Source organism: Parasphingorhabdus marina DSM 22363 (assembly GCF_900128895.1).
Lineage (GTDB): Bacteria > Pseudomonadota > Alphaproteobacteria > Sphingomonadales > Sphingomonadaceae > Parasphingorhabdus > Parasphingorhabdus marina.
Window position 1 is genome coordinate 1,116,343 of record NZ_FSQW01000001.1, and the last position, 23,223, is coordinate 1,139,565.

Genomic DNA, 23,223 nt, shown 5'->3' on the forward strand with positions numbered 1-23,223 from the left:
TTTGCCTTATGATGGAATTTGGGTGGCTCGTGTCGCGGATTTGCGCCGGTTTTCCGGAGATGCGGCAACACGGCATCCGGAAGCGGCAAGGATTTGCCGGTTTACATATGCGCGTCCGGAAGGGGCAGGTGGTTTATGCAGCAAAGTCTGACCAATGCGATGGTGTTCGTGGATCCGCTGGCCCTGTGTCTGGTGGTGCTGGGAAGCCTCATTCTCGCCGGAACCCAGGAAGGGTGGCGCAGCTTCGCCAGTGCCATGTCGGCTTTGCCCGTGGCATTCCGTAACGACCAGCATGCCGATGCCCAAATTGCCAAAGCGGCCGTGAAACGGGTCGAGCGCATGGTCGAAAAGCGGGGAATCTACACCGCGGACCGGGTCAAGGTGGATCCGCTGTTTGTCAAACAGGTAATCCGCGAAATGGCCAATCAGAAAAACCCGGCTGCTTTTCGTGACTGGGCCATGAAAAATATTCACGAGCGCGAGGTCCGGCACGTTCCGGGCGCGCGATACTGGTCCACCGTTTCCGAGATTGCGCCAGCGCTTGGCATGATCGGTACCGTGATTGGTCTGGTGCTGATGTTTGGCCATGTCGAAGATGCGGCGGCGATTGGCCGCGCGATGGCGGTGGCGATGCTGACCACATTATATGGCCTGCTTCTCGCCAATCTGATTGCCGGTCCGCTGGCCATCCGACTGGCCCGCGCCTCGGAAAGCGAGATTGCCTGGCAGCGGGAATTTGCCGAGGAACTGTGCCGGATCGCCGAACGTGAATATCAAACCGGCCTTTCGGGCGTGGCGTCGCCGGTTTCCGGGCGCGGGTTCAGTCCCGATGGATTTAGCCAATGCGCCTGATGCACCGGCCCCGCTGGCTGACGTCATTTCTGGATCTTGTGCTGATCATGCTGGGTGCCATGGCATTGCTGATTGCCAACAAGCTTGAGGGAAATCGCGTCCTTGAGGCCGTATCCGATACATTTGGCGGACCCGGCCTAGTGGCTTCACTGCCGCCTATGCCCGTTGACCAGATATTCGAAAACCAGGAAGCACGGCTGTCCGCCGAAGGCATCGTCCGGATACAGACGCTTTCCCGCCAGGTTTCAGAGAGTCAGAATATCGTCCACATCCGTGTTCCCGTCGAACAAACCCGGGAAGACCGGTTGCAGGGATGGGAACTGGCGGCGGCGAGGACGGCCTCGATTGCCTGGCAGCTGCGTCAAAATGGTGTGGCCGAAGACCGGATTGTACCTCGCATGCCAGATTCTGCGGTGAGCGAAGGCCCTGCGCATGTCACGCTGGAGCTGCGCACGAAATAGGCATTTCGTCAGCCTCGTGCATAACTGGCATCCTTTTTGCTTCGGAAGCTCCGATATTTAATGTGACGAGGTATTGATGATGCACATGGTCCGAACGACAATGACAGTTACCGCTGCCGCGCTGGCCCTGGTTTCCGGGCCCGCTGGCGCAGCCAGCCAGTTTCAGGACACGGCCGGTCTCGACCGGCTGGTTTCGGAGACAATCGGTGCTGAAATCGGTGAGCCAGGTGGAGCGAGAACGGCAGTAGACAATCGCCTGCGCCTCGCAACATGTCCGGCAGAACCGCGGGTAGAAGGCCCGGTATTTGGAGCGGCCATCGTTCGGTGTCCGGAGCTGGGCTGGCGCATAAGGGTGCCGCTCAACATGGATGCGCAGGGAAAATCCCGGGCAGCACAACCGGAGAAAGCCGAAATTCTGATCCGGCGGGGTCAGAATGTCATTCTGGTCTATCGCGGCGCGGGTTTTTCGCTCAGCAAGCAGATGATCGCGGATGAAAACGGGGCCATTGGCGACCTGATTGCCGTCCGCCAGGATCGCCGCAGTCCGCGGATTTTGGCCGAAGTCACGGGGAATGGGCAGGTCATTCTGCCGACCCCATAAATTTTTTGTTAAAGAAATCCCGCGAGCGGCCGTTATCAGGCATACGCGAGAATATTTTGAAGGACACGAGCAATGAAACCGATTTCGCAACAGGGAATTTCCGCCAGTGATCTGGCCCGGAATCTTGCTGCCCCGAAAGTCGCGAAAAGCGAAGGTCAGGGCGAAAAAGCCAAAACGGATCCGTCCCAGCCGGTCGTGCGCAGCGTGGCAGCCGAAATTGCCAGCCAGGGCGCACCGGTCAATGCAGAGCGAATTGCCATGATCAAGGCAGCGATTGCGGAAGGTCGTTATCCGGTTGATCCGGAAAAGATCGCCCAGCAGATGATCGCGCTGGATCTGGACAGCGGGCGGGACTGATGGCTTCCCTCAATATTTCCGAGTTTGAAGCCGCGCAGCGCAATCTTGTGGCAGCGCTGGACGGCCATTCGGCCGACGAGATTCTGATCTGTTGCGAAGAATTGCAGCAGGCATCGGATGACCTGCGCGCAAGAAGCGGGGGCTCCGACACTTCCCTGTCGCAAGAAAAAATCAGCGAGATCGAGGAGCTTAATCTCGCGGCTCGTTACCGGATCCGGTTCCTGCACGACATGTGCCGCGCGCGGATGTTCATGATCGCCAACCAGGGCGACAGCCAGACCTACAGCCCGCTTTGACAGCTTCCTGTTAACCTATTGTGGAACAGGCATAAAAACCACAATATATTTTCGCTTCAACAACAAAACTGGCACGGTAGTTGCTTTGATATTCCCGAAGACAAATTTTGGGGAATATCATGGCAAACATATCGGCAGCGGGGAGCATCGGTCACGACCGCGTGACCCGGGCGATTGCCAGTTCTGCCCAGCGTACCGGGGTGGATTTCAACTATCTCCTCGGACAGGCCAAAATCGAAAGCGGTCTGGATCCCCAGGCCAGGGCCCGGACCTCCAGTGCGACCGGACTGTTTCAGTTTATTGATCAAAGCTGGCTTGGCGTGATCGAAAAGCATGGCCACAAACATGGCCTCGACTGGGCGCGAGCGGCAATTTCCCAAAACAGCAGAGGCCGCTTTCAGGTTGCCGACAGCAGCCTGAAAAGCCAGATCCTGGACCTGCGCAAAAATCCCGAAATCGCGTCGCTGATGGCGGCGGAATTTGCGTCGGACAACAAGGATTATCTGGAAGGCCGCCTTGGCAAACGCGCCGCTCCGGTGGACCTGTATCTCGCCCATTTTCTCGGTCCTGCCGGTGCGCGAAAATTCCTGTCTTTGCACGAGCGCAATCCCGACGGTGCCGCGGCACCGCACATGATGCGGGCAGCCGGTGCCAACAAATCGATTTTCTATACCACAGGCGGCGCTCCGCGCAGCTTTGACGAAATCCGGCAAAGATTTGCCGCCAAGCTGGAACGGTTCTCACCGGGCGTGGAGGCTCATCGGCCTTCCGCTCCCGGCGGGGAATCTTCTCCTGTCACCAACACCGTCCAACCTGCCGATTATGTCCGGCTGGCCAGCCAGCGTGCTGCCCGGCCGGTGGCAGCTTCGACCCCGACCTACAATGAAAGTGCACATATGGCCTACATGCTTCTCGCCTCTCTCGGAGCGACACCCCGATGAGTGAGCTGGCCCCCAAGAAAATCAACTGGCTCGGCGGCATTCAGGCCTCCGTGCTCCCTGTTGCCACATTGATGATGGTGATATTCATGGTGCTTCCGGTGCCGGCTACCGTGCTGGACATTGGATTCATCACCAATATCATGATTTCGCTCGCAGTCCTGATGGTGGCGCTGAATGCCAACAAGCCGCTCGATTTCTCGAGTTTTCCAACGGTTTTGCTGTTTGCAACGCTGCTGCGCCTGGCGCTGAATGTCGCCTCGACCCGCGTGGTGCTGGTCGACGGCCACAATGGTGGTGACGCCGCCGGCAAGGTAATCGAGGCCTTTGGCAGCTTCCTGATCGGCGGCGACTATGTCGTCGGTATATTTGTTTTCGCGATCCTGATGATTATCAATCTGGTCGTGATCACCAAGGGTGCGGGACGCGTTTCGGAAGTGTCCGCCCGGTTCACTCTCGATGCCTTGCCAGGCAAGCAGATGGCGATTGACGCCGATCTCAATGCCGGCCTGCTCAGCCCCGAAGAAGCGAAAGAGCGGCGGCAGGACGTTGCGACAGAAGCGGACTTTTATGGTTCGATGGATGGTGCCTCGAAATTCGTCAAAGGCGATGCCATTGCCGGCGTGCTGATCCTGACGATCAATATTATCGGTGGCATCATATTGGGTACAGTCAGCCATGGCCTGTCGATCGGGGAGGCGGCGGAAAGCTATATCCTGCTGTCGATCGGTGACGCACTGGTTGCCCAGATTCCGGCACTGCTGCTTTCGATTGCCGCGGCGGCGATCGTCACCCGCGTCGCTTCACCCCACAATCTCGCCGGTCAGATTTCCTCGCAATTCGGACTCAGCAAGGCGTGGACCCCGGTGGCGGGCATATTGCTGATCCTCGGTATGCTGCCCGGCATGCCGCATCTGATCATCTTGCCGGCCGGTGCGCTGGCCGCCTTTATCGCCTGGCGATTGCGCAACAAGGATGATCAGCCAGAAGAGCTGCCTGCGCCCGTTGAACCGGAAAATCCCAATCTGATCGAGTGGAACGATGTATCGGAAGGCGCACAGCTGGGACTGGAAATCGGTTACGGACTGGTGCCGCTGGTCGACGAGCGCAAGGGCGAACCGCTGATGCGCCGGGTCACCGGAATCCGCCGACAGATTTCCAAGGAACTGGGGTTTGTCATTCCGCTGGTCCGTGTCACCGACAATATGGCGCTCGAACCGAACAGCTATCGTATCACGATTGGCGGGATGATCCTTGCGGAAGACAAGATCTATCCGGATGATCTGCTCGCGCTGGACAGCGGGGATATTGAGGGCGAAATTGCAGGGCAGCCCTGCAAGGATCCAACCTTCGGTCTGGATGCACTCTGGATTTCGCCGGACAAGCGCAGCGAGGCTGTCATCGCCGGTTACACGGTTGTTGATGCTTCCACCGTGGTGGCGACGCATCTCAACCAGATGATCCGCCTCAACGCCAGCGAACTGTTTGGGATGGACGAAGCGCAGAAATTGCTGGAGCATCTCAAGGACAGCGCACCGCAACTGGTCGAAGGTCTGACACCGCAGCCCCTGTCGCTGTTCATGGTCTCGGCGATCTGCCGCTCGCTGCTCGCCGAGGGCGTGCCGCTCAAGGATTTCCGCCGGATTTGCTCGGCAATGATCGAAGCGGCCGAACCCGATGCGGATCTGCCGACGCTGGTCGAAGGTGTGCGGCAGCGGATTGGTTCGATCATCATCCAGTCGCTGGTCCCGGTGAACATGCCGCTGCCGGTGGTGACGCTGGATGGCGAGCTGGAAACCCTTCTCGCCCAGGCGATGAAAGTCGGTGCGGAAGCCGAGCATCCCATCGAACCCAATCTGGCGCAGCGCATTGTCACCTCGATCGAAAATGCCGCGATGCCAATCATGGCGGAAGCGCGCAGCTTCGCGATCATCACTTCGCCGATTGCCCGCCGGGCCCTGTCCCGGCTGCTCAAACCCCGGTTCCCGGAGACACCGGTGCTGTCCTTCCTTGAACTGCCTGATGACAAGGCGGTGGAAGTGGTGGCCAGTGTCGGCACCGGCGAACCCAACAGTCTTCCTGACCCGCAGTCCGGTCAGATGATGTCAGATTCTTGAAGAGGAAATGCGGGAAATGCAACATGTTCCACCCCAGTCACTGACCTATAACCGCAATCCGGGCGATGCCGGACCCGAGGAGCTGACAACCCGGCATATTCCGCTGGTGCGCAAGATTGCCTGGCATGTGCATGGCCGGATGTCGAAATCGGTTGAGCTGGAGGATCTGATCCAGATCGGCATGGTCGCGCTGGTTGAAGCTGCGCAGAATTATGAAGACCGCGGCTATGGTTTTGCCACCTATGCAAGCATGCGTATCCGCGGGGCGATGATCGATCATATCCGCAAGATCAGCAATATCTGCCGCTCGGCCATGGCCTTGCAGAAACAGGTCAAGGCAGCCGAGCACCAGCTGTCACAGGAATTGGGCCGCGCGCCCTCGGAGATCGAAATTGCGGCGGCGCTGAACATGGATATCGAGACCTTCCGGGAACAATATGACCGGGCACAGAATATCGCGATCGATTCGATGGATGAGGTCTATTCGGATCACAACATGTGGTTTGCCGATGTCGAAGACAAGGCGGATGACGTGCTGGAACGCAAGCAGATGAAAGAGGTGCTCGCTCTGTGCATCGGCAAGCTGAAGGAACGCGAGGCGATGGTATTGCAGCTCTATTTTGTTGAGGAAATGAACCTCGATGAAATCGGGCTGACGATGGACATCAGCGCCGGCCGGGTCTGCCAGATCAAGAAAAGTGCAACCGACAAGTTGCGGGAGATGCTGGCAGGTCATTACGACAGATAAAATTTCTTTGCTGTTCCCCAAAAGAGAAACCCCCAGCCCGGGAGGACTGGGGGTTTCTTTTCGTCTGCCCGGTGGGATCCTCCTGGACGGCTGGTCTCAAGTACCGTCTCAGAAGGAAGCCTCCACCTCGGCGTCCGGGCTTACCTTAAAAGGGAAAGAACACCCTGCTGGCTCTGGTTCGCCTGTGCGAGCATGGCTGTGGAAGCCTGGCTCAGGATCTGCGACTTGGCGAGATTTGTGGTCTCGGCCGAGAAGTCCACATCCATGATCCGCGAACGCGATTCCGTGATGTTGGTGACCCGGTCGGTCAGGTTGCTGACCGTGGTCTGCAGACGGTTCTGGGACGCACCAAGCGTAGCCTGTGCCGTGGTAATCGTATCCAGGGCGGTGGCGATGGTGGTCAGGGCCGTGTTGGCATCCGCAACCGTGGCAACAGACGTTGCGTTCACACCCAGTGCGGTTGCATCAACGTCGGTCAGTGCAATCGAAACCGTTTCTGCAGCATTGGAGCCGGTCTGAATGGCCAGCGATGCGTTGGTACCGTCAAGCAGTGCAACACCGTTGAACTGGGTACGCGAAGCCACATCACCGATCTGGGAGATCAGTTCGCCGACTTCGGCCTGCAGGTTGGTCCGGTCACCAGCAGACAGTGTGCCGTTGGCAGACTGAACAGCCAGTTCGCGCATACGCTGCAGCATGTTGGTGATTTCGTTCATGCCGCCTTCTGCGGTCTGAGCCAGCGAGATGCCGTCATTGGCATTCCGGATGGCCATGTTCAGGCCACGAACTTCAGAGGTCATGCGGGTGGCAACGGCCAAACCGGCAGCATCGTCAGCTGCGTTGTTGATACGTTGTCCCGTGGACAGGCGTTCGATGGACTTTGCAAGACTCATCTCCGCCGAGTTGGAAGCGGTGGACGCACGCAGCGCCGACACGTTTGTTCCTATTACAGTCATTGGTATTCCTTTCATACTTCACTGGTCGGGGCGGCTCAGTTCATCCAAAGCGGCCTCAGAAGCGTTAACGGTGACCATGGGGTTTCCTTTAGATAAATTCACAAGTAGCTGAAAAATTGTGGAAAATACCCGATTGCCGGGGGCTGTTTCTGGCGGTTTCGGCTATGAGGGGAGCGATTTTTTCTGTCGGAAAGCCGACGAACGCCCCGGTTTTCCAACTGTCGAAAACCCGACACTCTCCGGCACCTTAAAATAAACTGTTGAAAAACAACGATTTTAAACTGGCACGCGCTTTGCATATTGGTTTGGGCCAGGCAAACGGACCAATCGCCTGGATCAAAATGGAAGTGGGAACGGGGACATTATGATCAATTGCGAAATCAGCGAAGCGGTAAAGGAACAACTGCCAACATTGCTCGACTGGCTGCGGGGCGCCTGGATTGACGCGACCGTGAATGCCGACATCAAGCGCGAGAAAAGCGATCATGTGCGTGTGCTTCTCGATACCGAGATGGACCGCGCCACTTACAGAGACATTATTATCGGTTTCCGAGCTGGTCCCCCGTCATTAGTCCCCGCTAATGATGGCTTGCCGCTGCGGATCGAATTCGGATTTGAAGACATGGCCTTTGGTCATGCGCTGATCTCCGAAGCGGTCCGTGGCGGCAATAGCCCGGCCGTTGGCGAACCTGCCAGTGCGAAACAGATGGAATTTGCCAGCCGCGTTGCCAAAAGTGATGCCAATGTCCTGATCATGGGACAGACCGGTGTCGGCAAGGAAGGCATGGCGCAGTTCGTACATAACCAGAGCGAACGTGCAGACCAGCCCTTCGTTGCGGTAAACTGTGCCGCACTTCCCGAAACCATGGTTGAGGCGATTTTGTTCGGTCACAAGAAAGGTGCATTTACCGGTGCCACCGGCGCTGCCGAAGGACTCTTCCGGGCAGCCGATGGCGGAACGCTGTTTCTTGATGAAATTACCGAGCTGCCGCTGATGCTGCAGGCCAAATTGCTGCGCGCGCTTCAGGAAGGCGAAATTCTTCCGGTTGGCGAAACCGCTCCGATCAAGGTGGATGTCCGGATCGTCGCTGCGGCGAACCGGGATTTTGAAGACGAAGTGGCAAACGGCCGGTTCCGCGAAGATCTCTACTGGCGGTTGAATGTGATGCCAATCGATATTCCGGCCCTGGCGGAGCGCCGTCAGGACATTCGGGCGATCGCCGCGGCGATGCTGATTTCGATGCAGGCAAAGACCGGCCGGTTCTGCTGGCCCTCCGATGAAGCCCTGAAGGCGCTGTCGGCTCATGCGTGGCCCGGCAATGCCCGGGAATTGCATAATGTTCTGCAGCGCGCAACGATCCTGAGCGACGAATCTGTGATTGAGGCGAGCGACCTTGGTCTCACGGTGGCTCCGGTTTCCAGAACCCCGCGGGCGGATCCGGTCGAACCTGGCCGCTCCTCCAGACTGATGCGGGGTCAGGATCTGCACAGCCTGTCTCGGGAGGTTCAACATGAAGCGATCGTTGATGCCCTCGAGAAAACCGACGGCAATCGCCGTGAAACCGCAAAGATTTTGGGAATTTCCGAACGCACCCTGCGCTACCGGCTCGCCGACATGCGCGAGATAGCGGCTTAAGAAGGAGCACTGCAAGATGACGACCATTGGAAGCAATAACCTGCTCGCGATGCGCAAAGCCATTATCGAGCAGAATGATGCCCTGCAGAAAGCGGGCAAGCCCGGGCAGGGTCCGGAGACCGAAAAATCAGGCGTGACCAGCTTTGGTACGCAGATGAAGGAGGCGATTGAACAGGTGAACAGCCTGCAGCAGGAATCTGCCGCGGCGCGCACCGATTATGAACTCGGCCGAACCACCGATATCGCCCAGGTGATGCTTGCCAAGCAAAAGGCATCCATCGGTTTTGAAGCCACCTTGCAGGTCCGGAACAAATTGTTGTCCGCCTACAAGGACATCATGAACATGCCGGTGTAACATGAGCGAACTCAGTCTGGCCACCAGTGCCGGCGACCAGCCGGCCACACAAAATCTGCAACCGATCGCGGCTGCACCTTCCGGCAGTTATGCCAGTCCGGGAGTGATGCAGCGCATCAGCGATTTCATGGCGCAACCGGCGGTAGCGAAATCTCTGCCGCTCATCGGATTTCTCGCGATTGTCGGCCTGGCCGCGATGGCCTGGCTGGCATTGCGCGAGCCGCCGCAGCGCGATCTGTTTCGCGGTTTGCCAGATGATGACAAGGCTGCCGTTGCTGCTGCCCTGCAGACTTCAAATATTGCCTATCAGATCGACAATGCCACTGGCGCGCTGACCGTTTCAGAGGACGCCTATCATTCGGCCAAGCTCAGCCTGGCTGCACAGGGCCTTCCGCGCAGCGCCCCCGATGGCGACACGCTGATTTCGAGCATGCCAATGGGCGCCAGCCGGGCCGTGGAAACTGAAAAACTTCGTACCGCTCGCGAGCTGGATCTGGCGCGCACAATTGAGTCATTCGATAGCGTCCGGTCTGCCCGGGTCCATCTTGCGGTGGAACCGCCAAGCATTTTTGTCCGCGACCGGAGTGAACCGGCGGCCTCGATCATGTTGCAACTGGGTGGCGGAAGTCGTCTCGGTGACAGCGAAGTGCAGGCCATCATCCATCTCGTTGCCAGTTCGGTGCCGGGTCTTTCGGCAGAACGGGTTTCGGTTGCGGACCAGAATGGTCGCCTGCTGTCCCGGCCTGGCATGGGCAGCGGCGAAGGCACATCCGAACAACTGGGTGTCCAGGAGCGGGTTGAGGAACGGTATCGCCGGACCCTGGCTGCCCTGCTGACCCCGATGCTGGGTCAGGGCAATTTTGCCGCCGAAGTCATGGCTGAAATCGATTTTGACGAGAAACAGGCGACCCGGGAATCTTTTCCTGCCGATGGCGCACGGCTGCGTTCCGAAAATGGCAGCTGGGCCAATGAACCCGGCCAGAAACAGGCCTTTGGCATTCCCGGAACGATTGCGGCCGAACCACCAGCGGAGACCGAAGTCACCGAAACGCCTCCTGCACCAACGGAAGCGGAAGTGCTGGAAGAAAAGGAAAAGACCAAAACCTCCGAACGTTATGCCCGCAATTTCGAGCTGGGCCGGGAAGTTTCGGTTACCAAGGAAGCGAGCGGGACGGTCAAGCGCGTGTCGGTTGCCGTTGCCCTGCGCAACCCCAAGAAAGGCAAGTCCTATAGTGCCGAAGAACTCGCTGCGATTGAGTCCCTGGTCAAGGGCGCGATCGGGTTCGATGAAGAGCGTGGCGACCAGGTGGCCATTTCGTCCCGGGACTTTCCAACCGCCGAGCCGGCGGCTGAGGAAGCCTGGTATGAAAGCTCCTGGGTTGCACTCCTCGTCCGCAATATATCGGCGTTGTTTGTCGCTCTCGCCCTGATCTTCGGCATCGGTCGCCCACTGCTGAAAAAGCGCGCAGAGCTGGCCGAAAAGGCCGAAGAACGGCGCCAGGAAAAGAACAGCCAGATCGCCACGGAAATTTCCGGAGCGCTCGACCGGCAGCTGGAAGCCAAGCCCGGTGAACCGGTGACGATCGACATGATCATGGCGGCCCAGAACTACCAGAGCCGCGCGACCCTCGTTCAAAATTTTGTCCGCCAGAACCCCGAACACGCCACGCTGGTTGTGCGGGACCTGTTGAAGGAAAGCGGCAAGTCGAAGGAAGAAGCCAATGCCTGAAGCGGCGGAACAAACTGACGAAGCGACCGAAAGCCTGACCGAGGACGGCACCCGTGCCGCGGCGATCCTGCTGATGTTGATTTCCGAAGAAGAGGCATCGGATATCCTGACGCGGCTCGAACCGGAAGAAGTCAAACAGCTTGGGCAGACCATGTACAGCGTGGCCGATGTCGGCGTCGAGGATATCAACAAGGTATTCGACCGCTTCATCGATTGCGCCAAAGGCCGGACCACGGTTGGCTATCAGGCCGGCGAGCAGATTCAGGGCATGCTGACGCGAGCGCTGGGAGAAAAACGCGCCGAGAACATGCTGACCGAAATTGCGCCCCCCAAGGTCGATACGGAAAGCCTCGAGCCGCTCAAATGGATGAACCCGCCCGAAATTGTCTCCATGCTTGAAGACGAACATCCCCAGGTCAAGGCGCTGGTCATGTCCTTTCTGGAAGCGGAGGTGGCAGCTACCACACTGAAGCTTCTGCCGCAGGAGGAACAGGACGATATCGTCTACCGGGTCGCCACCATGCGTCCCGTCAGCAAGGAAGCCATTGCCACGCTCGAGCAGCTGCTGCTCAACTACAGCAGCTGCGCAGGCAGCAGTCTGCCGAAAAGCATGGGCGGCATCTCCGACGCCGCGGCCATCATGAACAACATGGGCAAGGTGGAATCCAAGCGGATCCTGAAACTGCTGACCAAGCGGGAAAAACAGACGGCGCTGTCGATCGAGGATGAAATGTTCGTCTTCGCCGACCTGATCAACATTGACGTGAAGAACCTGGGCACATTGATGCGCAGTATCGACAATGAAGTCATGATTCCGGCGCTGAAAGGTGCCGAGCCGGCGCTGAAGGACAAGATCTTCTCCTGTATGTCCAGCCGGGCGGTTCAGTCGATCGAAGACGAAATGGAAGATCGCGGGCCGATACCGGGATCCGAAGTTATCGCCGCGCAGAAAGCCGTGATCGCCGAAGCCAAGCGGCTTGCGGATGAAGGCACGATCATGATCGGAGGCGCAGATGACGATTTCGTCTGATCAGGGTGAACAGGTCAATGGCACCGATCCTGCCATGGGAACGGTTGAAGACATCATGCGGTTGAACGTCTGGAACATCCAGAGCCGGAATGGCGGATTTCAACCGCTTTATTCGGCGCCTGCCGGCGCCATACACGCCGAAACAGGCAATGGAGATATTCCGTCAAACGGCACGGAGCCGGTTTCCCCGGATCAGGCGCTTGCAGATGCTTACGCACGCGGTTTCGCGGAGGGCGAACGTCTGAAGGAAGCGGCTCTGGCTGCGGATCAGCTCCAGGTCGACCGGCTGACAAATGCGTTGCTGGAACTCAAGCCGCAATCGGATGCGGTCATGACAAAAATGCTCCTGAAATGTGTCAGCACGCTGACCCGGCAAATGATTGGCCGGGTCGAGCCTGACGCCGCATTTCTCCAGGAGCAGGCCGAAAAGCTCGGTAACCTGATCCAGGACGGAATGCGCGATGCAACACTGCATGTACATCCGGAAGACCTCAACCTGTTTGGCGAATTCGAATGCGGGGTCAATGTGACCGCGGATCCCGGACTCATGCGCGGGACATTACGGCTGGTCCACGGAGACGGCTGGATTGAGCAGGGGTCACAACCGCTGCTCGATGAACTCCAGGCGATGCTGGATGAAATGGAACAGGCCTCATGATCGCCGCCCAGACCCGCGCCGCCGAAAAATTTGTCGACAGCCTGTCGCATCTCAAGGCCGAGGCCCGCCAGATCGGCAAAGTGGTCGCTCATGATGCCGGACTGCTGGAAGTCACCGGTTTTGACTATCCCACCGGCTATGGCGGCCGCCTGACGACCGCTGATGGCAAGACCGTCATGGCGGAAGTGGCCGGATTTCGGGGTTCCAGGACGATGATGGTGCCGCTTTCGGAAGATGTCGCGCTGCGCAACGGCACGCGCGTCATTCCCAGCACCATCTCCACTCAGGCGCTGGTCGGAGACGCGCTTCTCGGCCGGATCATCGGCCCGATGGGCGAAGCCCTTGATGGCAAGGGCCCGATCCTGACCAGCGATCACTGGCCGCTTGCCGGTCGCCAGAATAATGTCTTACGGCGCGGACGGGTCAAGGAGAAAATCGATCTCGGTGTTCGGGCGATCAATTCTCTGCTGACCGCCGGATATGGCCAGCGCATTGCGGTTGTCGCCGGATCCGGTGTCGGTAAGTCGGTGCTTATGGGCCAGATCATCGCAGGAGTGGATGCGGATATTGTGGTCGTGGGCCTGATTGGCGAACGCGGCCGCGAAGTCAGCGACTTTGTCGAAACCAAGTTGAATGGCCTGATGGCGGACAAGACCGTCACCGTGGCCGTACCAGCGGATCATTCCCCCATATTGCGATTGCGCGCCGCCTATCGCGCGACCGCGATTGCGGAATATTACCGGGACCGGGGCAAGAAAGTTTTGCTGCTGATCGACAGCCTGACCCGGATTGCCCATGCCCAGCGCGAAATTGGTCTGGCTCTTGGCGAGCCGCCGACGATGAAAGGCTATCCGCCATCTGCCTTGTCGATCATTCCGAAGCTGGTGGAACGGGCTGGCAATGACAGCCAGAGCGGCGGTTCGATCACCGCGCTCTATACCGTGCTGGCCGATGGAGACGATCTCGATGACCCGGTAGTCGATACCGCCCGCTCGATTGTTGACGGACATATCATCCTGTCGCGAACGATGGCGGAGCAGGGCATTTTTCCTGCCGTTGATGTGGCGCGTTCGCTTAGCCGCGTAGCTGCCGACATTGTTGACGACGATCATCATGCCGCGATGATCAATTTCCGGCGGCATTGGTCAACCTATGAAGAAAATCGTGACCTGATCCTGATGGGCGCCTATCGCGCCGGCAATGACGACGCCATCGACCAGGCGATTGCCCGCCGTCCGGACATGCTCGAATTTATCCGCCAGCCGTCACAGGCCTATGTCTCAATGCCGGAAAGCATTGCGGACCTGATTGCCGGATTCGGCCAATGAAACGGCAATTGTCGACACCGCGCCGGATTCTGAAGATCCGCGAAACGCTGCGCAAGGCGGCAATTGGCCGCGCCATGGCGGCCGATGCCCAGGTGCAGAGCCTGGAAAAGCAATCGACCAATCTGAACAGCTTGCGCCTGACCATGTTCGAAAATGCCGACTGTTCGGCGGCGCAATCTCTCGCCGCCCGGATGGAGCTGGGGAACCGGCTGCTGGGCGCTGGTGAGCAGGTGGAACGGGCGGTCACGGACGCGCGGCAGGCGGCTGCGGAACAGGACCGGCAAAGAATTGCCGCTCATCTCGACCGCGATGTGATGCAGCGCTTTGTGGAACGCAAGGCGGCGGGCCTGGAACAGCAGCAGGACCGCAGGAACGCCGCAAATCTGCCATTCAGACGATTCAGAAAACCGAGGTAAGAGCTATGGAAATATCCTTTTTGAAAACAATGGTCATGCCGTCTGCAGACAAATCTGTCGCGGCCTCGGCGGTTGGCACGGTTCCTGCTTTTCCGGAAGGCATGTTGAATGCTGATACCAGAACGGGTGAACAGAGTCTGAGCGAAGAAGCCGCTACGGACGGCAATTCTCCTGTCCGGACAACGGAACAGGATGCGCAGCAATCACCAACACGCCCGGTGATGGCCGAGGACGCGCCATTTGCAATGCCATCCGCGCCCAATATTGTCCTGTATCCCGGTTTTGCGGCAGATCAGATGCCCAAAGGCCATCTTCCACAGCGAGATATGGCCGGGCCTGCTGATGCGGATGATGGCTCGCTGAAACTGGCGGATATTGATCCGCAAACACCGATCATGCCTTACCGGACAGCCAGAGCAGCTGGAGCTGAACCTGGTACGATGGCCGATTTCAGAGATGCCAGCATCGCTCGGGCCGGAGTCCCTGATGCAGCAGAAGCAGTATCTCGGATGCAACAGCCCGATGCCCGCGATCCCAAAATCGTCAGTCCGCTGAGCGACATGTCGGCCGGAGATGGCGAACCTGCAGTTTCGCCGCGTGGTGGCCAGGTGATGGATTCAGCCACAGGCGGCGAAAAAACTTCTGTCCCGGGACCGCAAACGCTCGCCGTTCCGCAGCGGATGCCGTCCTCGACCGGTTCGCGACAGACCATAGATCCGGTAGCCGATGCTGAGCCATCCGGCGATACGGCCCCGGCCGAGAGGCTGGATCTGGCCGGGGAATTCAAAAAGCTCCAAAATCCCGCTTCTCAGATGGAAAACATGAAGCAGTCCATGCCTTTGGCCGCTGCCGCGAACGGCAAGCCGGAAAAACTGGCGGAAGCCCTTGGACTTCCGGAAAATGCTGATCCGGAAGCGGTCGAAGTTCAGAAAACCGGCGGGAGCAGCCTTCAGGCTCCGACGGTTGGTCCAATGGCTGGCCTTCGCCTGCGACAATCGCCGACAGCGGATGCATCCAGTGGCTTGCAGGTCGATGCCATCCGCTCGCCGGCTGCTTCGGCAAGCGGCACCAAAGCCGCCGATATTATGACTCAGGCCAGCACGATGCCCGCGGACGCTGTGCTGGAATTTGACTCCGCCTTTATCGAGAATCTCACCAGGGAAATCTCCCTGATCGCCAATTCCAAAGGCATTGCCCGCTTTTCCCTGAAGCCCGAGCATCTGGGACGCATTGATGTGGAAATTCGCGGCGGAGAACGGGGCGATGACATCAAGCTGGTGGCCGAAACCGAATCCGTGAAGCAGTTCCTTATCCAGTCGCAATCACGCCTGGAACAGGAACTCCGGCTGCACGGACAACGGTTGACGGATCTCGATATCGGGGCTGGTCTGAATCAGGGCCCGGAACGGGAAGCGCGGGAAAGTCTGCAGGCAGAAAATTTCCGCAACCGCCCAAATGGCAGCTCTGACGATGAGCCGGCCGAACAGCAATATCATGCCGGAAACACTTCCGGTCAGACCTCAAACGGCGCGCGATACGCGTGATCCGGATAGCGATTGAAAACGGAGACAGATAATGGCTGACAAGGAAAAGCCCGAAGAAGGCGAAGCAGAAGGCAAGCCCAAGGGTGGCAAGATGAAGAAGATCATCATGCTGCTGCTGGTCGTGCTGGTTGTTGGTGGCGGTGGTGCTGCCGGCGGATGGTTCGCAGCCGGAGCCATGGGCGGCGATGACGGCAAGGAAAAGGTCGATCCTGACCGTCCCAAGCTCGTCCTGAAGGATGGTTCGACTGTCGATGATGTTCCGTCTGCCGACGAGAAGGGCGCAAAGAAAGCGGCGCCGACCAGCGCCTACAAGGTCTCCTATCACCAGATCGAACAGCCTTTCACCTCGAACCTGCGCAACAGCAACAGCTTTGCCCAGGTCTCGCTGGCCATATCGACCTACTATGACGAGCGCGTGGTCCAGAATATCCAGGATCACGAAATCGCCATTCGGTCGGCTGTACTGATGGTCCTCGCCGAACAGGACCGGATGGAGCTGGAGACCCAGATCGGCAAGCAGATGCTGCAAAAGAAACTGGCCATGCGGATCAATGAGGTGCTGCAGGAAAAAGCCGGTTTTGGCGGTATCGAAGACGCCTATTTCACCAATTTTGTCGTCCAGTAAGCGCGCAGGAAACGAAGCCATGACTACAGAAGAACCCGAAACGGCGGAAAGCGCAGAAGCCGCGAAATCCCGTGATAAGGGTGTACATTGCTTTGCCACGCATCAGCCGGACCAGCTCAACATGGTCCCCGGTTTTGAACGGGTTGCGAAGCTGTTCGCCGGTCAGGTACAGGATGCTCTGGAACCGCTGATCGGCGAAAAATCCGAGGTTGCCGCGGTGGAAACACAGCTGGTCGCCTATCAGGACTGGTGCGATGCGCAGCCGGATTTTCTGGGTATGACGAAATTCCATATGCCACCCTGCAAGGGCGGCATGATGCTGGGAGTGGATCCAAAGCTGATCTCGCTGCTGGTGGACGCCTTTTACGGGGGCGGAAACATGAAGTCCGATCGCGAATTTGTCGAATTTACGCGGATGGAAGGCCAGATGTTTGAGCGGGTGACGGGCAGTTTTTGTTCCGCCCTTGCCAGAGCCTGGGGCCTCTATGGCGAATTTGAAACTCACGTCACCGGCCATGAAAGAAACCCGGCTTATGCCGCGCTTGCCGGTCCGGGTGACAGTATTTTGAAACAGTCGATTTCTATCACCCTTCCTGATGCCGAAGCTCTGGTTGTTGATCTGCTCTACGCGATGGATGCGGTGCGTTTTCTCGAAAATTTGCTGGAGCCGTCGGTGGGTGCAACTGGCGAACAAGCCAATCCGATCTGGCAATATGAAATACAAAAGGCGATGAGCGAGGTCCGTTTGCCGGTGCGCTCGATCCTGGCGCGCACGACGATGACGCTGCCGCAGGTCGCCGAGCTCAAACCCGGGGACATCATTCCGATCCCCCCAGTCCGCAATCTTCCGCTGATTATCGGAGAGAAGGTCTTTGCCCGCGGCAGTCTTGGGGAACAGGACGGCTGTGCTGCCTATCAAATTGAAAAAATGGAACGAGGAAACTGACATGAGTGACATGAACGAAGCACCGACAATGGAAGATGCCGTGGTCGAAGCAGAAACCGGCAAGGAATTTCCGGAACCGGCAGAAGCGGCAAATTATCGCCTCCTCGCGGATATCCCCGTGCGCCTGTCAGTGGAAGTCGGCAGTGTTTCGCTGAAAATCGCCAAAATCATGGAACTCAGCGAGGGTCAGGTCGTCGAACTCGACCGGGAAGCCGACGCACTGCTCGATATCAAGGTAAATGGCACGCTTGTTGCAAAGGGAGAGGTTGTAACCGTCAATGACCGGTTCGGCATTCGTGTCGTCGAGGTCGTGACGAACAATGTTTCGCATGCAAGGCTCGAAAGGCGTAGTTAGTGACCTATTACATTGTCAAACTTTTGATCATCCTGCCGCTGATGGCCGGACTTATTTACGGTGCGCTCTGGCTGTACCGCAAATATCAGCCCGGTGTCGCGCAGGCCCCACATGAGCGGGAACTGAAATGTATCGAAAGCTTGCCAATGGGGACGGCCGGGAAATTGTCGATTATCGACTTTGCCGGTCAGAAAGTCCTGATCTCGGTTACCCGATCGCAAATCACACATCTCGCCACAGCTGCAGCGAACGGAGGAAAAACGCCTCCGCAAGATGCCCGCAGCTTTGGGGAGATGCTCAATGAAAAACTTTAAAAGCGTTCTTCCCCTTCTCATTGCTCTGCTAGCGGCGTTCTTTGTGGCATCGCCTGCGCTTGCCGCGGCAACCCCGTCCGGCGCAGTGACCAAGGCGCTGGAAGAAGTCGCCGGCGAAGGCCGCCCGCTCTCCTTGTCGCTGCAGATCCTGATACTGATGAGCCTGCTGACGGTATTGCCGTCGCTCATTCTGATGATGACCAGCTTCACCCGGATCATCATCGTGCTCTCCATCCTCCGCCAGGCCCTGGGTCTGCAACAGACACCGCCCAATCAGGTGCTGGTGGGACTGGCGCTGTTTCTCTCCCTCTTCGTGATGGCCCCGACGATCAGCACGATCAACGAGAAGGCCATTGAGCCCTATGGCCAGGATGAGATTACGATCGAAACCGCAATCGAGGTCTCGGGCACGGTATTCCATGACTTCATGATCAAGCAGACCCGGGAATCCGATCTCAAGCTGTTCATGGACCTCGCGAAGGAGCCGGCCGTGGAAAACCCCGAGGATGTTCCGTTTTCGGTCTTGCTCCCCGCCTATGTCACCAGCGAACTCAAAACCGCGTTTCAGATCGGTTTTCTCATTTTCCTGCCGTTCCTGGTGATTGATCTGGTCGTCGCCTCGACACTGATGGCGCTGGGGATGATGATGCTGTCGCCGACAATTATCTCGATGCCCTTCAAGCTGCTGCTGTTCGTCCTGGTCGACGGCTGGGCCCTGACCATGGGATCGCTCGCCGGCTCGTTTGTGATGTAGCGCCATGGAACATACCGATTTCTTCATTGGCATAGCCCAGAAAACCCTGTGGATCACCGCGCTGGCAGCGGCGCCGCTGCTGATCCCGGCGCTGATCACCGGTCTGGTGCTCGGCATGGTCCAGGCGGCAACTTCGGTCAACGAGCAGACCCTGACCTTTGTGCCCAAGCTGATCATAGTCGCGGTGATGCTGGCCCTGTTCGGCGGTTCGATCATTTATCTGATCGTCGATTTTACCCACGAAATATTCGACCGCATTCCTGATTTGTTGCAATGATTGCTCCCGATTTCGCCGGTGTCGAAGAACAGATGTGGATCTGGCTGTTTGCCATGATCCGGCCGGGCGCGATGATGATGGCGGCTCCGATCTTTTCCGCCACATCCATCCCGATCCAGCTGCGTCTGATCCTCTCGCTAGCCATCGGCATGGCCGGTGTCAGCAGCGGGACGCTCGATCTGCCCATCGACAATATCATCAGCCTCGAAGGATTCCTGTTTGTTGCCGGCGAAGTGCTGGTCGGCGTCGCCATCGGGTTCGCGCTGCAGATCGGCTATTCTGCTTCCTTTGTCGCAGGTGAGGTCATCAGCAATGCGATGGGGCTCGGGTTTGCAATGATGATTGACCCGCAAACGGGTCGGTCAACTCCGGTACTCGGCAACTTCCTGTCGATCGTGGCGACTTTGCTGCTGCTGGCGATGGACGGGCATCTGATGCTCATCGCCATTCTCGTCAACAGCTACACCATCCTGCCGCCGGGTGACGCCTTCATGTCGGCGGCATCGATTCACGGACTGGTGAATTTTGGTGGAACGCTGTTTGCCATGGGACTGGTCATCGCCTTGCCGGTCGGCAGCGCTATCATTCTGGTGCAGGTGATCATGGCGATGCTGGCGCGCTCGGCCCCGTCGCTCAACCTGTTCGCGGTCGGCCTTCCCGTGGCGCTGCTCGGCGGCCTGTTGCTGCTGGCGATATCCGCACCGATCATGGCCAATGGCATCATGCATGCCTTGCAGGATGGTTTGGGCCAGTCCGCGCTGATTGCGGGAGGGCAGTAATGGCGGAGGAACCACCAGGCGGCGGTGAAAAGACCGAATTACCAACTCCCAAAAGGCTTCTCGACAGCGCCAAAAAGGGTGATGTCCTGCAGTCCCGGGAGCTGGGAACGGCAATGATCGTGGCGGCGGGCACGGCGGCGTTTGGCATGTTCGGTCCCTATATGATCGATAATCTGAAGGCGATGCTGACCACCGGATTGCGGATCAATCCGCGGGATTTCCATGACTTCAATCCATGGGAACGGACCATGGGATTGCTGTCCGAAATATTCCTGTCTTTCAGTCTGTTATTCGGCCTGTTGATTGTCACGGCAATTGCGACACCGGCCGCACTGGGCTCGCTGGGCTTTCGCTGGTCCGCGATGAAGCCCAAGCCGAACAAGCTCAGCCCGCTCGCCGGGCTCAAACGCATGTTCGGCATGAACAGCCTGATCGAACTGTCCAAATCGCTGGCAAAGGTCGCGTTGATGGGATCTATCGGTGTGTGGCTGATCTGGGCCAATCTGCCGGGCATTGTTCAACTCGGCAATGAGGAAGTGAACCGGTCGGTTGCGGAGTTCGGCAACCTGCTGATGCTGGCCTTGATGGGCATGGCCTTCTCGCTGGCGATCATTGCTGGAATTGACGTTCCGGCGCAGATCTACCAGCGTACCAAGCGCCTGAAAATGACCAAGCAAGAGGTCAAGGACGAGAACAAGGAAACCGAGGGCTCTCCGGAAGTGAAAGGCGCCATACGCCGGAAACAGCAGGATATCCTGAGCGCATCGGCCCGTCAGGCGGTCAAGGAAGCCACGGTTGTTCTCGCCAACCCGACCCATTTCACCGTGGCTCTCAGATATCGCCGCGGATATGACAATGTACCGGTGGTTCTGGCACGAGCCAAAGGCGCGGCAGCGCTTGCCATGCGCGAGCTGGCCGAGGCCGAAACGGTTCCGGTATTGCAATATCCCGAGCTGACCAGGGCCATCTACTTCACCTCACGCGAAGGCATGGCGGTCGATGAACGGCTGTACATGGCGGTGGCGTCAGTTCTGGCCTGGCTGTTCCGGATGGACAGCCAGATGGCCAGCGAAATGGATCGTCCGCATATCGATCTGCCGGAAGATGTGAGGTTTGATGCAGACGGCAAGGTCGCAGGGGATAATCAGGATATCTGATCCGGACTGATGCGGCCGCCCGGATAGCCCTAAATGTTGCGCAGAATTGGACGTTATTAGCTCCGACAAGGAAATTGACATGTTTGGTGATATTGCAAATTTGATTGGCGCGGGTTCGGGGATCAATTCCTCGCAGGTCGTGGAAGATCTCGTTCAGGCCACACGCGCGCCGCGCGAACTCCAGCTGGCGCAGAAGGAAAATCTGAACAGCGCCCGGATTTCTGCGATTGCTTCTGCGTCTTCGGCCCTGGATACCTTTGCCCAGGCGCTCACCGAGCTGCTCGACGGTCAGGGATTTGCCGGAGATCTGGTGTCGAGCGACCCTGCCATTGCGACGGTCAGTTTTATCGACGGTGTCCGGCCGGTGGGATTGCCCGCGCGGATGGAAGTTTCCCAATTGGCCTCACCACAGCGCCTGGTTTCTGGCGCTTCGGCGGATTCAGGGGTTGCGGTAGGCGAGGGCACGGTGACGATCACGACCGGAGAAGGCGCGTTCGACATCGTGATTGACGATACCAATAACAGCCTTGCCGGTCTGGCTTCCGCGATCAACGCATCGGACAGCGGAGTGACCGCCACGATCATCACCGACAATAACGGGGCAAGACTCGTGCTCGAAGGCGAAGAAGGTCTGGACAACGGATTCTCCGTCGCTGCTTCCGGTCCCGCCTCGCTGCAGGCTTTTGCCTATAGCGATGCTGCACCGGGCAGCATGACAAAGGTTGCCGATGCTGCCAACAGCGTGATCACAGTTGACGGCATCCAGATGACCAACAGCAGCAACGATATTGACGGCGCGATCACCGGTGTCCGGTTGAACCTGCTTTCTGCGGAAGTCGGAACGGAAATCATCATCAGCGGCGACCAGCCCACGACGACGGTGGGCAATCTCGTCAATGAATTTGTCGACGCCTATAACCTGCTGCGGACCGGCCTGAATGACGCCACTGCGCCCGGCGTGGAAGGGGCGTCTGGCGGTCCGCTTGCCGGTGATATCGGTGTGCGCGACATGGTGCGCTCTCTCAGCCGGCTGACCTCCACATCCCTGACTGACAGCGGCCCTTACCGGACGCTGGCGGATGTCGGGGTGAAAACCAATATTGACGGAACCCTCGAGGTTGATCAGGCGCGCCTGTCCGCCGTGCTTGAAGAAGATCCCGATGCCGTGGCCAAAATGCTGGAGCCGGCCGTGCAGGATGATCTGAATCCCGGAATAGCCGGCGCTCTGCAGACCATTCGCGACAATTTGCAGTCCGACAACGGCTCGCTTGTGACCTCCCGTGAGCGCTATGATGCCGTGGCGGAATCGCTGGTTACCCAGCGCGAAAGACTGAACGACAGTATTGAACGCTACCGGACGCAGCTGACCCGGACATTTGCCGACATGGATCGTCAGCTGGCCGTCATTAACGCCACGCAAAGCTACCTCACACAGCAGATCGCCGTGTGGTCCAATTCCAACAACAACTGAATCTGATTGAGAAAGACCTGAACAATGCCAGCCCTATCCTATACAAATAAAGCCAGTCTCTATCAGAATGTTGGCCGCGAAAGTCATGTTGCCGGAGCATCTCCGCACCAGCTGATCGACATTTTGTTTGACGAACTGATGCTCAAGCTCGACCAGGTCATCCGCTTCTATAATGCCGGTGAATTGGGCCGGGCGCTGGAATCCCGCGCCAAGGCTCTGTCCATTCTGTCCGGACTGCAGGTCAGTCTGGATCATGACAATGGTGGCGAACTGGCAGCCGCACTGATGGAGATCTACAGCGAAGCTGCCCGCCGCATCAATCAGTCACCAAGCGAAAAGCTCCCTGAACAGATTGAATCCGCGCAAGTGATCATCGGGGAAATTGCATCGGCATGGAAAGCAATCGGTTGATCTGAGCCCGGCGGTCGGTAACCGACCGCTACTTTCCCTGAAATTTTGCAAAACTGCGCCAAATTCCTAAACAAATGGCCTCTCAGGCCGTTCTCAAATCATGGTTAATGAG

27 protein-coding genes are annotated in these 23,223 nt (G+C 58.2%); 26 read left to right on the plus strand and 1 reads right to left on the minus strand.

Features of this window, described 5'->3' with window-relative positions; translation table 11 throughout:
* Window positions 1-135 precede the first annotated feature (135 nt).
* From BUQ90_RS05680 to BUQ90_RS05715, 8 genes are all read left to right on the plus strand, one after another.
* On the plus strand, window positions 136-852 hold the full coding sequence (locus BUQ90_RS05680; RefSeq protein ID WP_074204097.1) for a motility protein A: 717 nt from the start codon (window positions 136-138) through the stop codon (window positions 850-852).
* The gene (locus BUQ90_RS05685; protein ID WP_074204098.1) at window positions 843-1,313 is read left to right on the plus strand and encodes an OmpA family protein; all 471 of its coding nucleotides are present in this window, start codon (window positions 843-845) and stop codon (window positions 1,311-1,313) included. The genes BUQ90_RS05680 and BUQ90_RS05685 overlap by 10 nt, the downstream gene beginning before the upstream one ends.
* Before the next feature lie 100 nt (window positions 1,314-1,413).
* Window positions 1,414-1,914, plus strand: coding sequence for a flagella basal body P-ring formation protein FlgA (locus BUQ90_RS05690; RefSeq protein ID WP_239447359.1), 501 nt, complete (start codon window positions 1,414-1,416; stop codon window positions 1,912-1,914).
* A 72-nt stretch (window positions 1,915-1,986) separates the two neighbouring features.
* Entirely contained in the window at window positions 1,987-2,271 is a 285-nt protein-coding gene (gene flgM / locus BUQ90_RS05695; RefSeq protein WP_074204099.1) for a flagellar biosynthesis anti-sigma factor FlgM, read from the plus strand.
* Window positions 2,271-2,567 carry a hypothetical protein gene (locus BUQ90_RS05700; RefSeq protein ID WP_074204100.1) on the plus strand — a complete coding sequence of 99 codons (297 nt, stop codon included), beginning with the start codon at window positions 2,271-2,273 and terminating at the stop codon, window positions 2,565-2,567. Before flgM ends, BUQ90_RS05700 begins: the two co-directional genes overlap by 1 nt.
* A 119-nt stretch (window positions 2,568-2,686) precedes the next feature.
* Window positions 2,687-3,508 (plus strand): lysozyme family protein, encoded by an 822-nt coding sequence (locus BUQ90_RS05705; protein WP_074204101.1) that lies wholly within the window; start codon window positions 2,687-2,689, stop codon window positions 3,506-3,508.
* The gene (gene flhA / locus BUQ90_RS05710) at window positions 3,505-5,622 is read left to right on the plus strand and encodes a flagellar biosynthesis protein FlhA (RefSeq protein WP_074204102.1); all 2,118 of its coding nucleotides are present in this window, start codon (window positions 3,505-3,507) and stop codon (window positions 5,620-5,622) included. The genes BUQ90_RS05705 and flhA overlap by 4 nt, the downstream gene beginning before the upstream one ends.
* A gap of 16 nt (window positions 5,623-5,638) precedes the next feature.
* Entirely contained in the window at window positions 5,639-6,370 is a 732-nt protein-coding gene (locus tag BUQ90_RS05715; RefSeq protein ID WP_074204916.1) for a sigma-70 family RNA polymerase sigma factor, read from the plus strand.
* A gap of 140 nt (window positions 6,371-6,510) precedes the next feature.
* Here the strand turns inward: BUQ90_RS05715 and BUQ90_RS05720 are convergent, their stop codons facing one another.
* The gene (locus tag BUQ90_RS05720) at window positions 6,511-7,326 is read right to left on the minus strand and encodes a flagellin N-terminal helical domain-containing protein (RefSeq protein ID WP_074204103.1); all 816 of its coding nucleotides are present in this window, start codon (window positions 7,324-7,326) and stop codon (window positions 6,511-6,513) included.
* Between the two features lie 364 nt (window positions 7,327-7,690).
* Between BUQ90_RS05720 and BUQ90_RS05725 the strand changes: the two genes are divergently transcribed.
* From BUQ90_RS05725 to BUQ90_RS05810, 18 genes are all read left to right on the plus strand, one after another.
* A complete protein-coding gene (locus BUQ90_RS05725) occupies window positions 7,691-8,962 on the plus strand; it encodes a sigma-54 interaction domain-containing protein (RefSeq protein ID WP_074204104.1) in 1,272 nt (423 codons plus the stop codon).
* 16 nt (window positions 8,963-8,978) lie between these two features.
* Window positions 8,979-9,317: a flagellar hook-basal body complex protein FliE gene (gene fliE / locus BUQ90_RS05730; RefSeq protein WP_074204105.1), complete on the plus strand. Its 339-nt coding sequence runs from the start codon at window positions 8,979-8,981 to the stop codon at window positions 9,315-9,317.
* Window position 9,318: 1 nt separating this feature from the next.
* Window positions 9,319-11,046, plus strand: coding sequence for a flagellar basal-body MS-ring/collar protein FliF (gene fliF / locus BUQ90_RS05735; protein ID WP_074204106.1), 1,728 nt, complete (start codon window positions 9,319-9,321; stop codon window positions 11,044-11,046).
* Window positions 11,039-12,076, plus strand: a complete 1,038-nt coding sequence (locus tag BUQ90_RS05740; protein ID WP_074204107.1) for a flagellar motor switch protein FliG — start codon at window positions 11,039-11,041, stop codon at window positions 12,074-12,076. Before fliF ends, BUQ90_RS05740 begins: the two co-directional genes overlap by 8 nt.
* Entirely contained in the window at window positions 12,060-12,734 is a 675-nt protein-coding gene (locus BUQ90_RS05745) for a FliH/SctL family protein (protein ID WP_074204108.1), read from the plus strand. The genes BUQ90_RS05740 and BUQ90_RS05745 overlap by 17 nt, the downstream gene beginning before the upstream one ends.
* Window positions 12,731-14,062 (plus strand): FliI/YscN family ATPase, encoded by a 1,332-nt coding sequence (locus BUQ90_RS05750; RefSeq protein WP_074204109.1) that lies wholly within the window; start codon window positions 12,731-12,733, stop codon window positions 14,060-14,062. The genes BUQ90_RS05745 and BUQ90_RS05750 overlap by 4 nt, the downstream gene beginning before the upstream one ends.
* A complete protein-coding gene (locus tag BUQ90_RS05755; RefSeq protein WP_074204110.1) occupies window positions 14,059-14,478 on the plus strand; it encodes a hypothetical protein in 420 nt (139 codons plus the stop codon). The genes BUQ90_RS05750 and BUQ90_RS05755 overlap by 4 nt, the downstream gene beginning before the upstream one ends.
* A 5-nt stretch (window positions 14,479-14,483) precedes the next feature.
* Window positions 14,484-16,022 (plus strand): flagellar hook-length control protein FliK, encoded by a 1,539-nt coding sequence (locus BUQ90_RS05760; RefSeq protein WP_074204111.1) that lies wholly within the window; start codon window positions 14,484-14,486, stop codon window positions 16,020-16,022.
* 31 nt (window positions 16,023-16,053) lie between these two features.
* Window positions 16,054-16,647, plus strand: a complete 594-nt coding sequence (locus BUQ90_RS05765; RefSeq protein ID WP_074204112.1) for a flagellar basal body-associated FliL family protein — start codon at window positions 16,054-16,056, stop codon at window positions 16,645-16,647.
* A 19-nt stretch (window positions 16,648-16,666) separates the two neighbouring features.
* Window positions 16,667-17,593 carry a FliM/FliN family flagellar motor switch protein gene (locus BUQ90_RS05770; protein WP_074204113.1) on the plus strand — a complete coding sequence of 309 codons (927 nt, stop codon included), beginning with the start codon at window positions 16,667-16,669 and terminating at the stop codon, window positions 17,591-17,593.
* Between the two features lies 1 nt (window position 17,594).
* Window positions 17,595-17,948 (plus strand): flagellar motor switch protein FliN, encoded by a 354-nt coding sequence (fliN, locus tag BUQ90_RS05775; protein WP_074204114.1) that lies wholly within the window; start codon window positions 17,595-17,597, stop codon window positions 17,946-17,948.
* Window positions 17,948-18,262 (plus strand): FliO/MopB family protein, encoded by a 315-nt coding sequence (locus BUQ90_RS05780; RefSeq protein WP_084192505.1) that lies wholly within the window; start codon window positions 17,948-17,950, stop codon window positions 18,260-18,262. The genes fliN and BUQ90_RS05780 overlap by 1 nt, the downstream gene beginning before the upstream one ends.
* Complete coding sequence (fliP, locus tag BUQ90_RS05785; protein ID WP_084192506.1) at window positions 18,249-19,016, plus strand: flagellar type III secretion system pore protein FliP; 768 nt, start codon at window positions 18,249-18,251, stop codon at window positions 19,014-19,016. Before BUQ90_RS05780 ends, fliP begins: the two co-directional genes overlap by 14 nt.
* 4 nt (window positions 19,017-19,020) lie before the next feature.
* A complete protein-coding gene (fliQ, locus tag BUQ90_RS05790) occupies window positions 19,021-19,293 on the plus strand; it encodes a flagellar biosynthesis protein FliQ (RefSeq protein ID WP_074204115.1) in 273 nt (90 codons plus the stop codon).
* Complete coding sequence (fliR, locus tag BUQ90_RS05795; protein WP_074204116.1) at window positions 19,290-20,072, plus strand: flagellar biosynthetic protein FliR; 783 nt, start codon at window positions 19,290-19,292, stop codon at window positions 20,070-20,072. Before fliQ ends, fliR begins: the two co-directional genes overlap by 4 nt.
* Window positions 20,072-21,229, plus strand: coding sequence for an EscU/YscU/HrcU family type III secretion system export apparatus switch protein (locus BUQ90_RS05800; RefSeq protein ID WP_074204117.1), 1,158 nt, complete (start codon window positions 20,072-20,074; stop codon window positions 21,227-21,229). The genes fliR and BUQ90_RS05800 overlap by 1 nt, the downstream gene beginning before the upstream one ends.
* A gap of 79 nt (window positions 21,230-21,308) precedes the next feature.
* Window positions 21,309-22,700: a flagellar filament capping protein FliD gene (fliD, locus tag BUQ90_RS05805; RefSeq protein WP_074204118.1), complete on the plus strand. Its 1,392-nt coding sequence runs from the start codon at window positions 21,309-21,311 to the stop codon at window positions 22,698-22,700.
* 24 nt (window positions 22,701-22,724) lie between these two features.
* Entirely contained in the window at window positions 22,725-23,111 is a 387-nt protein-coding gene (locus tag BUQ90_RS05810) for a flagellar export chaperone FliS (protein WP_074204119.1), read from the plus strand.
* The last annotated feature ends 112 nt before the right edge of the window (window positions 23,112-23,223 follow it).

Excerpts from the sequence above, each read along its gene's own strand:
- BUQ90_RS05680 (WP_074204097.1), top strand. The coding sequence starts at position 136 with ATGCAGCAAAGTCTGACCAATGCGATGGTGTTCGTGGATCCGCTGGCC.
- BUQ90_RS05685 (WP_074204098.1), top strand. The coding sequence starts at position 843 with ATGCGCCTGATGCACCGGCCCCGCTGGCTGACGTCATTTCTGGATCTT.
- BUQ90_RS05690 (WP_239447359.1), top strand. The coding sequence starts at position 1,414 with ATGACAGTTACCGCTGCCGCGCTGGCCCTGGTTTCCGGGCCCGCTGGC.
- flgM (WP_074204099.1), top strand. The coding sequence starts at position 1,987 with ATGAAACCGATTTCGCAACAGGGAATTTCCGCCAGTGATCTGGCCCGG.
- BUQ90_RS05700 (WP_074204100.1), top strand. The coding sequence starts at position 2,271 with ATGGCTTCCCTCAATATTTCCGAGTTTGAAGCCGCGCAGCGCAATCTT.
- BUQ90_RS05705 (WP_074204101.1), top strand. The coding sequence starts at position 2,687 with ATGGCAAACATATCGGCAGCGGGGAGCATCGGTCACGACCGCGTGACC.
- flhA (WP_074204102.1), top strand. The coding sequence starts at position 3,505 with ATGAGTGAGCTGGCCCCCAAGAAAATCAACTGGCTCGGCGGCATTCAG.
- BUQ90_RS05715 (WP_074204916.1), top strand. The coding sequence starts at position 5,639 with ATGCAACATGTTCCACCCCAGTCACTGACCTATAACCGCAATCCGGGC.
- BUQ90_RS05720 (WP_074204103.1), bottom strand. The coding sequence starts at position 7,326 with ATGACTGTAATAGGAACAAACGTGTCGGCGCTGCGTGCGTCCACCGCT.
- BUQ90_RS05725 (WP_074204104.1), top strand. The coding sequence starts at position 7,691 with ATGATCAATTGCGAAATCAGCGAAGCGGTAAAGGAACAACTGCCAACA.
- fliE (WP_074204105.1), top strand. The coding sequence starts at position 8,979 with ATGACGACCATTGGAAGCAATAACCTGCTCGCGATGCGCAAAGCCATT.
- fliF (WP_074204106.1), top strand. The coding sequence starts at position 9,319 with ATGAGCGAACTCAGTCTGGCCACCAGTGCCGGCGACCAGCCGGCCACA.
- BUQ90_RS05740 (WP_074204107.1), top strand. The coding sequence starts at position 11,039 with ATGCCTGAAGCGGCGGAACAAACTGACGAAGCGACCGAAAGCCTGACC.
- BUQ90_RS05745 (WP_074204108.1), top strand. The coding sequence starts at position 12,060 with ATGACGATTTCGTCTGATCAGGGTGAACAGGTCAATGGCACCGATCCT.
- BUQ90_RS05750 (WP_074204109.1), top strand. The coding sequence starts at position 12,731 with ATGATCGCCGCCCAGACCCGCGCCGCCGAAAAATTTGTCGACAGCCTG.
- BUQ90_RS05755 (WP_074204110.1), top strand. The coding sequence starts at position 14,059 with ATGAAACGGCAATTGTCGACACCGCGCCGGATTCTGAAGATCCGCGAA.
- BUQ90_RS05760 (WP_074204111.1), top strand. The coding sequence starts at position 14,484 with ATGGAAATATCCTTTTTGAAAACAATGGTCATGCCGTCTGCAGACAAA.
- BUQ90_RS05765 (WP_074204112.1), top strand. The coding sequence starts at position 16,054 with ATGGCTGACAAGGAAAAGCCCGAAGAAGGCGAAGCAGAAGGCAAGCCC.
- BUQ90_RS05770 (WP_074204113.1), top strand. The coding sequence starts at position 16,667 with ATGACTACAGAAGAACCCGAAACGGCGGAAAGCGCAGAAGCCGCGAAA.
- fliN (WP_074204114.1), top strand. The coding sequence starts at position 17,595 with ATGAGTGACATGAACGAAGCACCGACAATGGAAGATGCCGTGGTCGAA.
- fliP (WP_084192506.1), top strand. The coding sequence starts at position 18,249 with ATGAAAAACTTTAAAAGCGTTCTTCCCCTTCTCATTGCTCTGCTAGCG.
- fliQ (WP_074204115.1), top strand. The coding sequence starts at position 19,021 with ATGGAACATACCGATTTCTTCATTGGCATAGCCCAGAAAACCCTGTGG.
- fliR (WP_074204116.1), top strand. The coding sequence starts at position 19,290 with ATGATTGCTCCCGATTTCGCCGGTGTCGAAGAACAGATGTGGATCTGG.
- BUQ90_RS05800 (WP_074204117.1), top strand. The coding sequence starts at position 20,072 with ATGGCGGAGGAACCACCAGGCGGCGGTGAAAAGACCGAATTACCAACT.
- fliD (WP_074204118.1), top strand. The coding sequence starts at position 21,309 with ATGTTTGGTGATATTGCAAATTTGATTGGCGCGGGTTCGGGGATCAAT.
- BUQ90_RS05810 (WP_074204119.1), top strand. The coding sequence starts at position 22,725 with ATGCCAGCCCTATCCTATACAAATAAAGCCAGTCTCTATCAGAATGTT.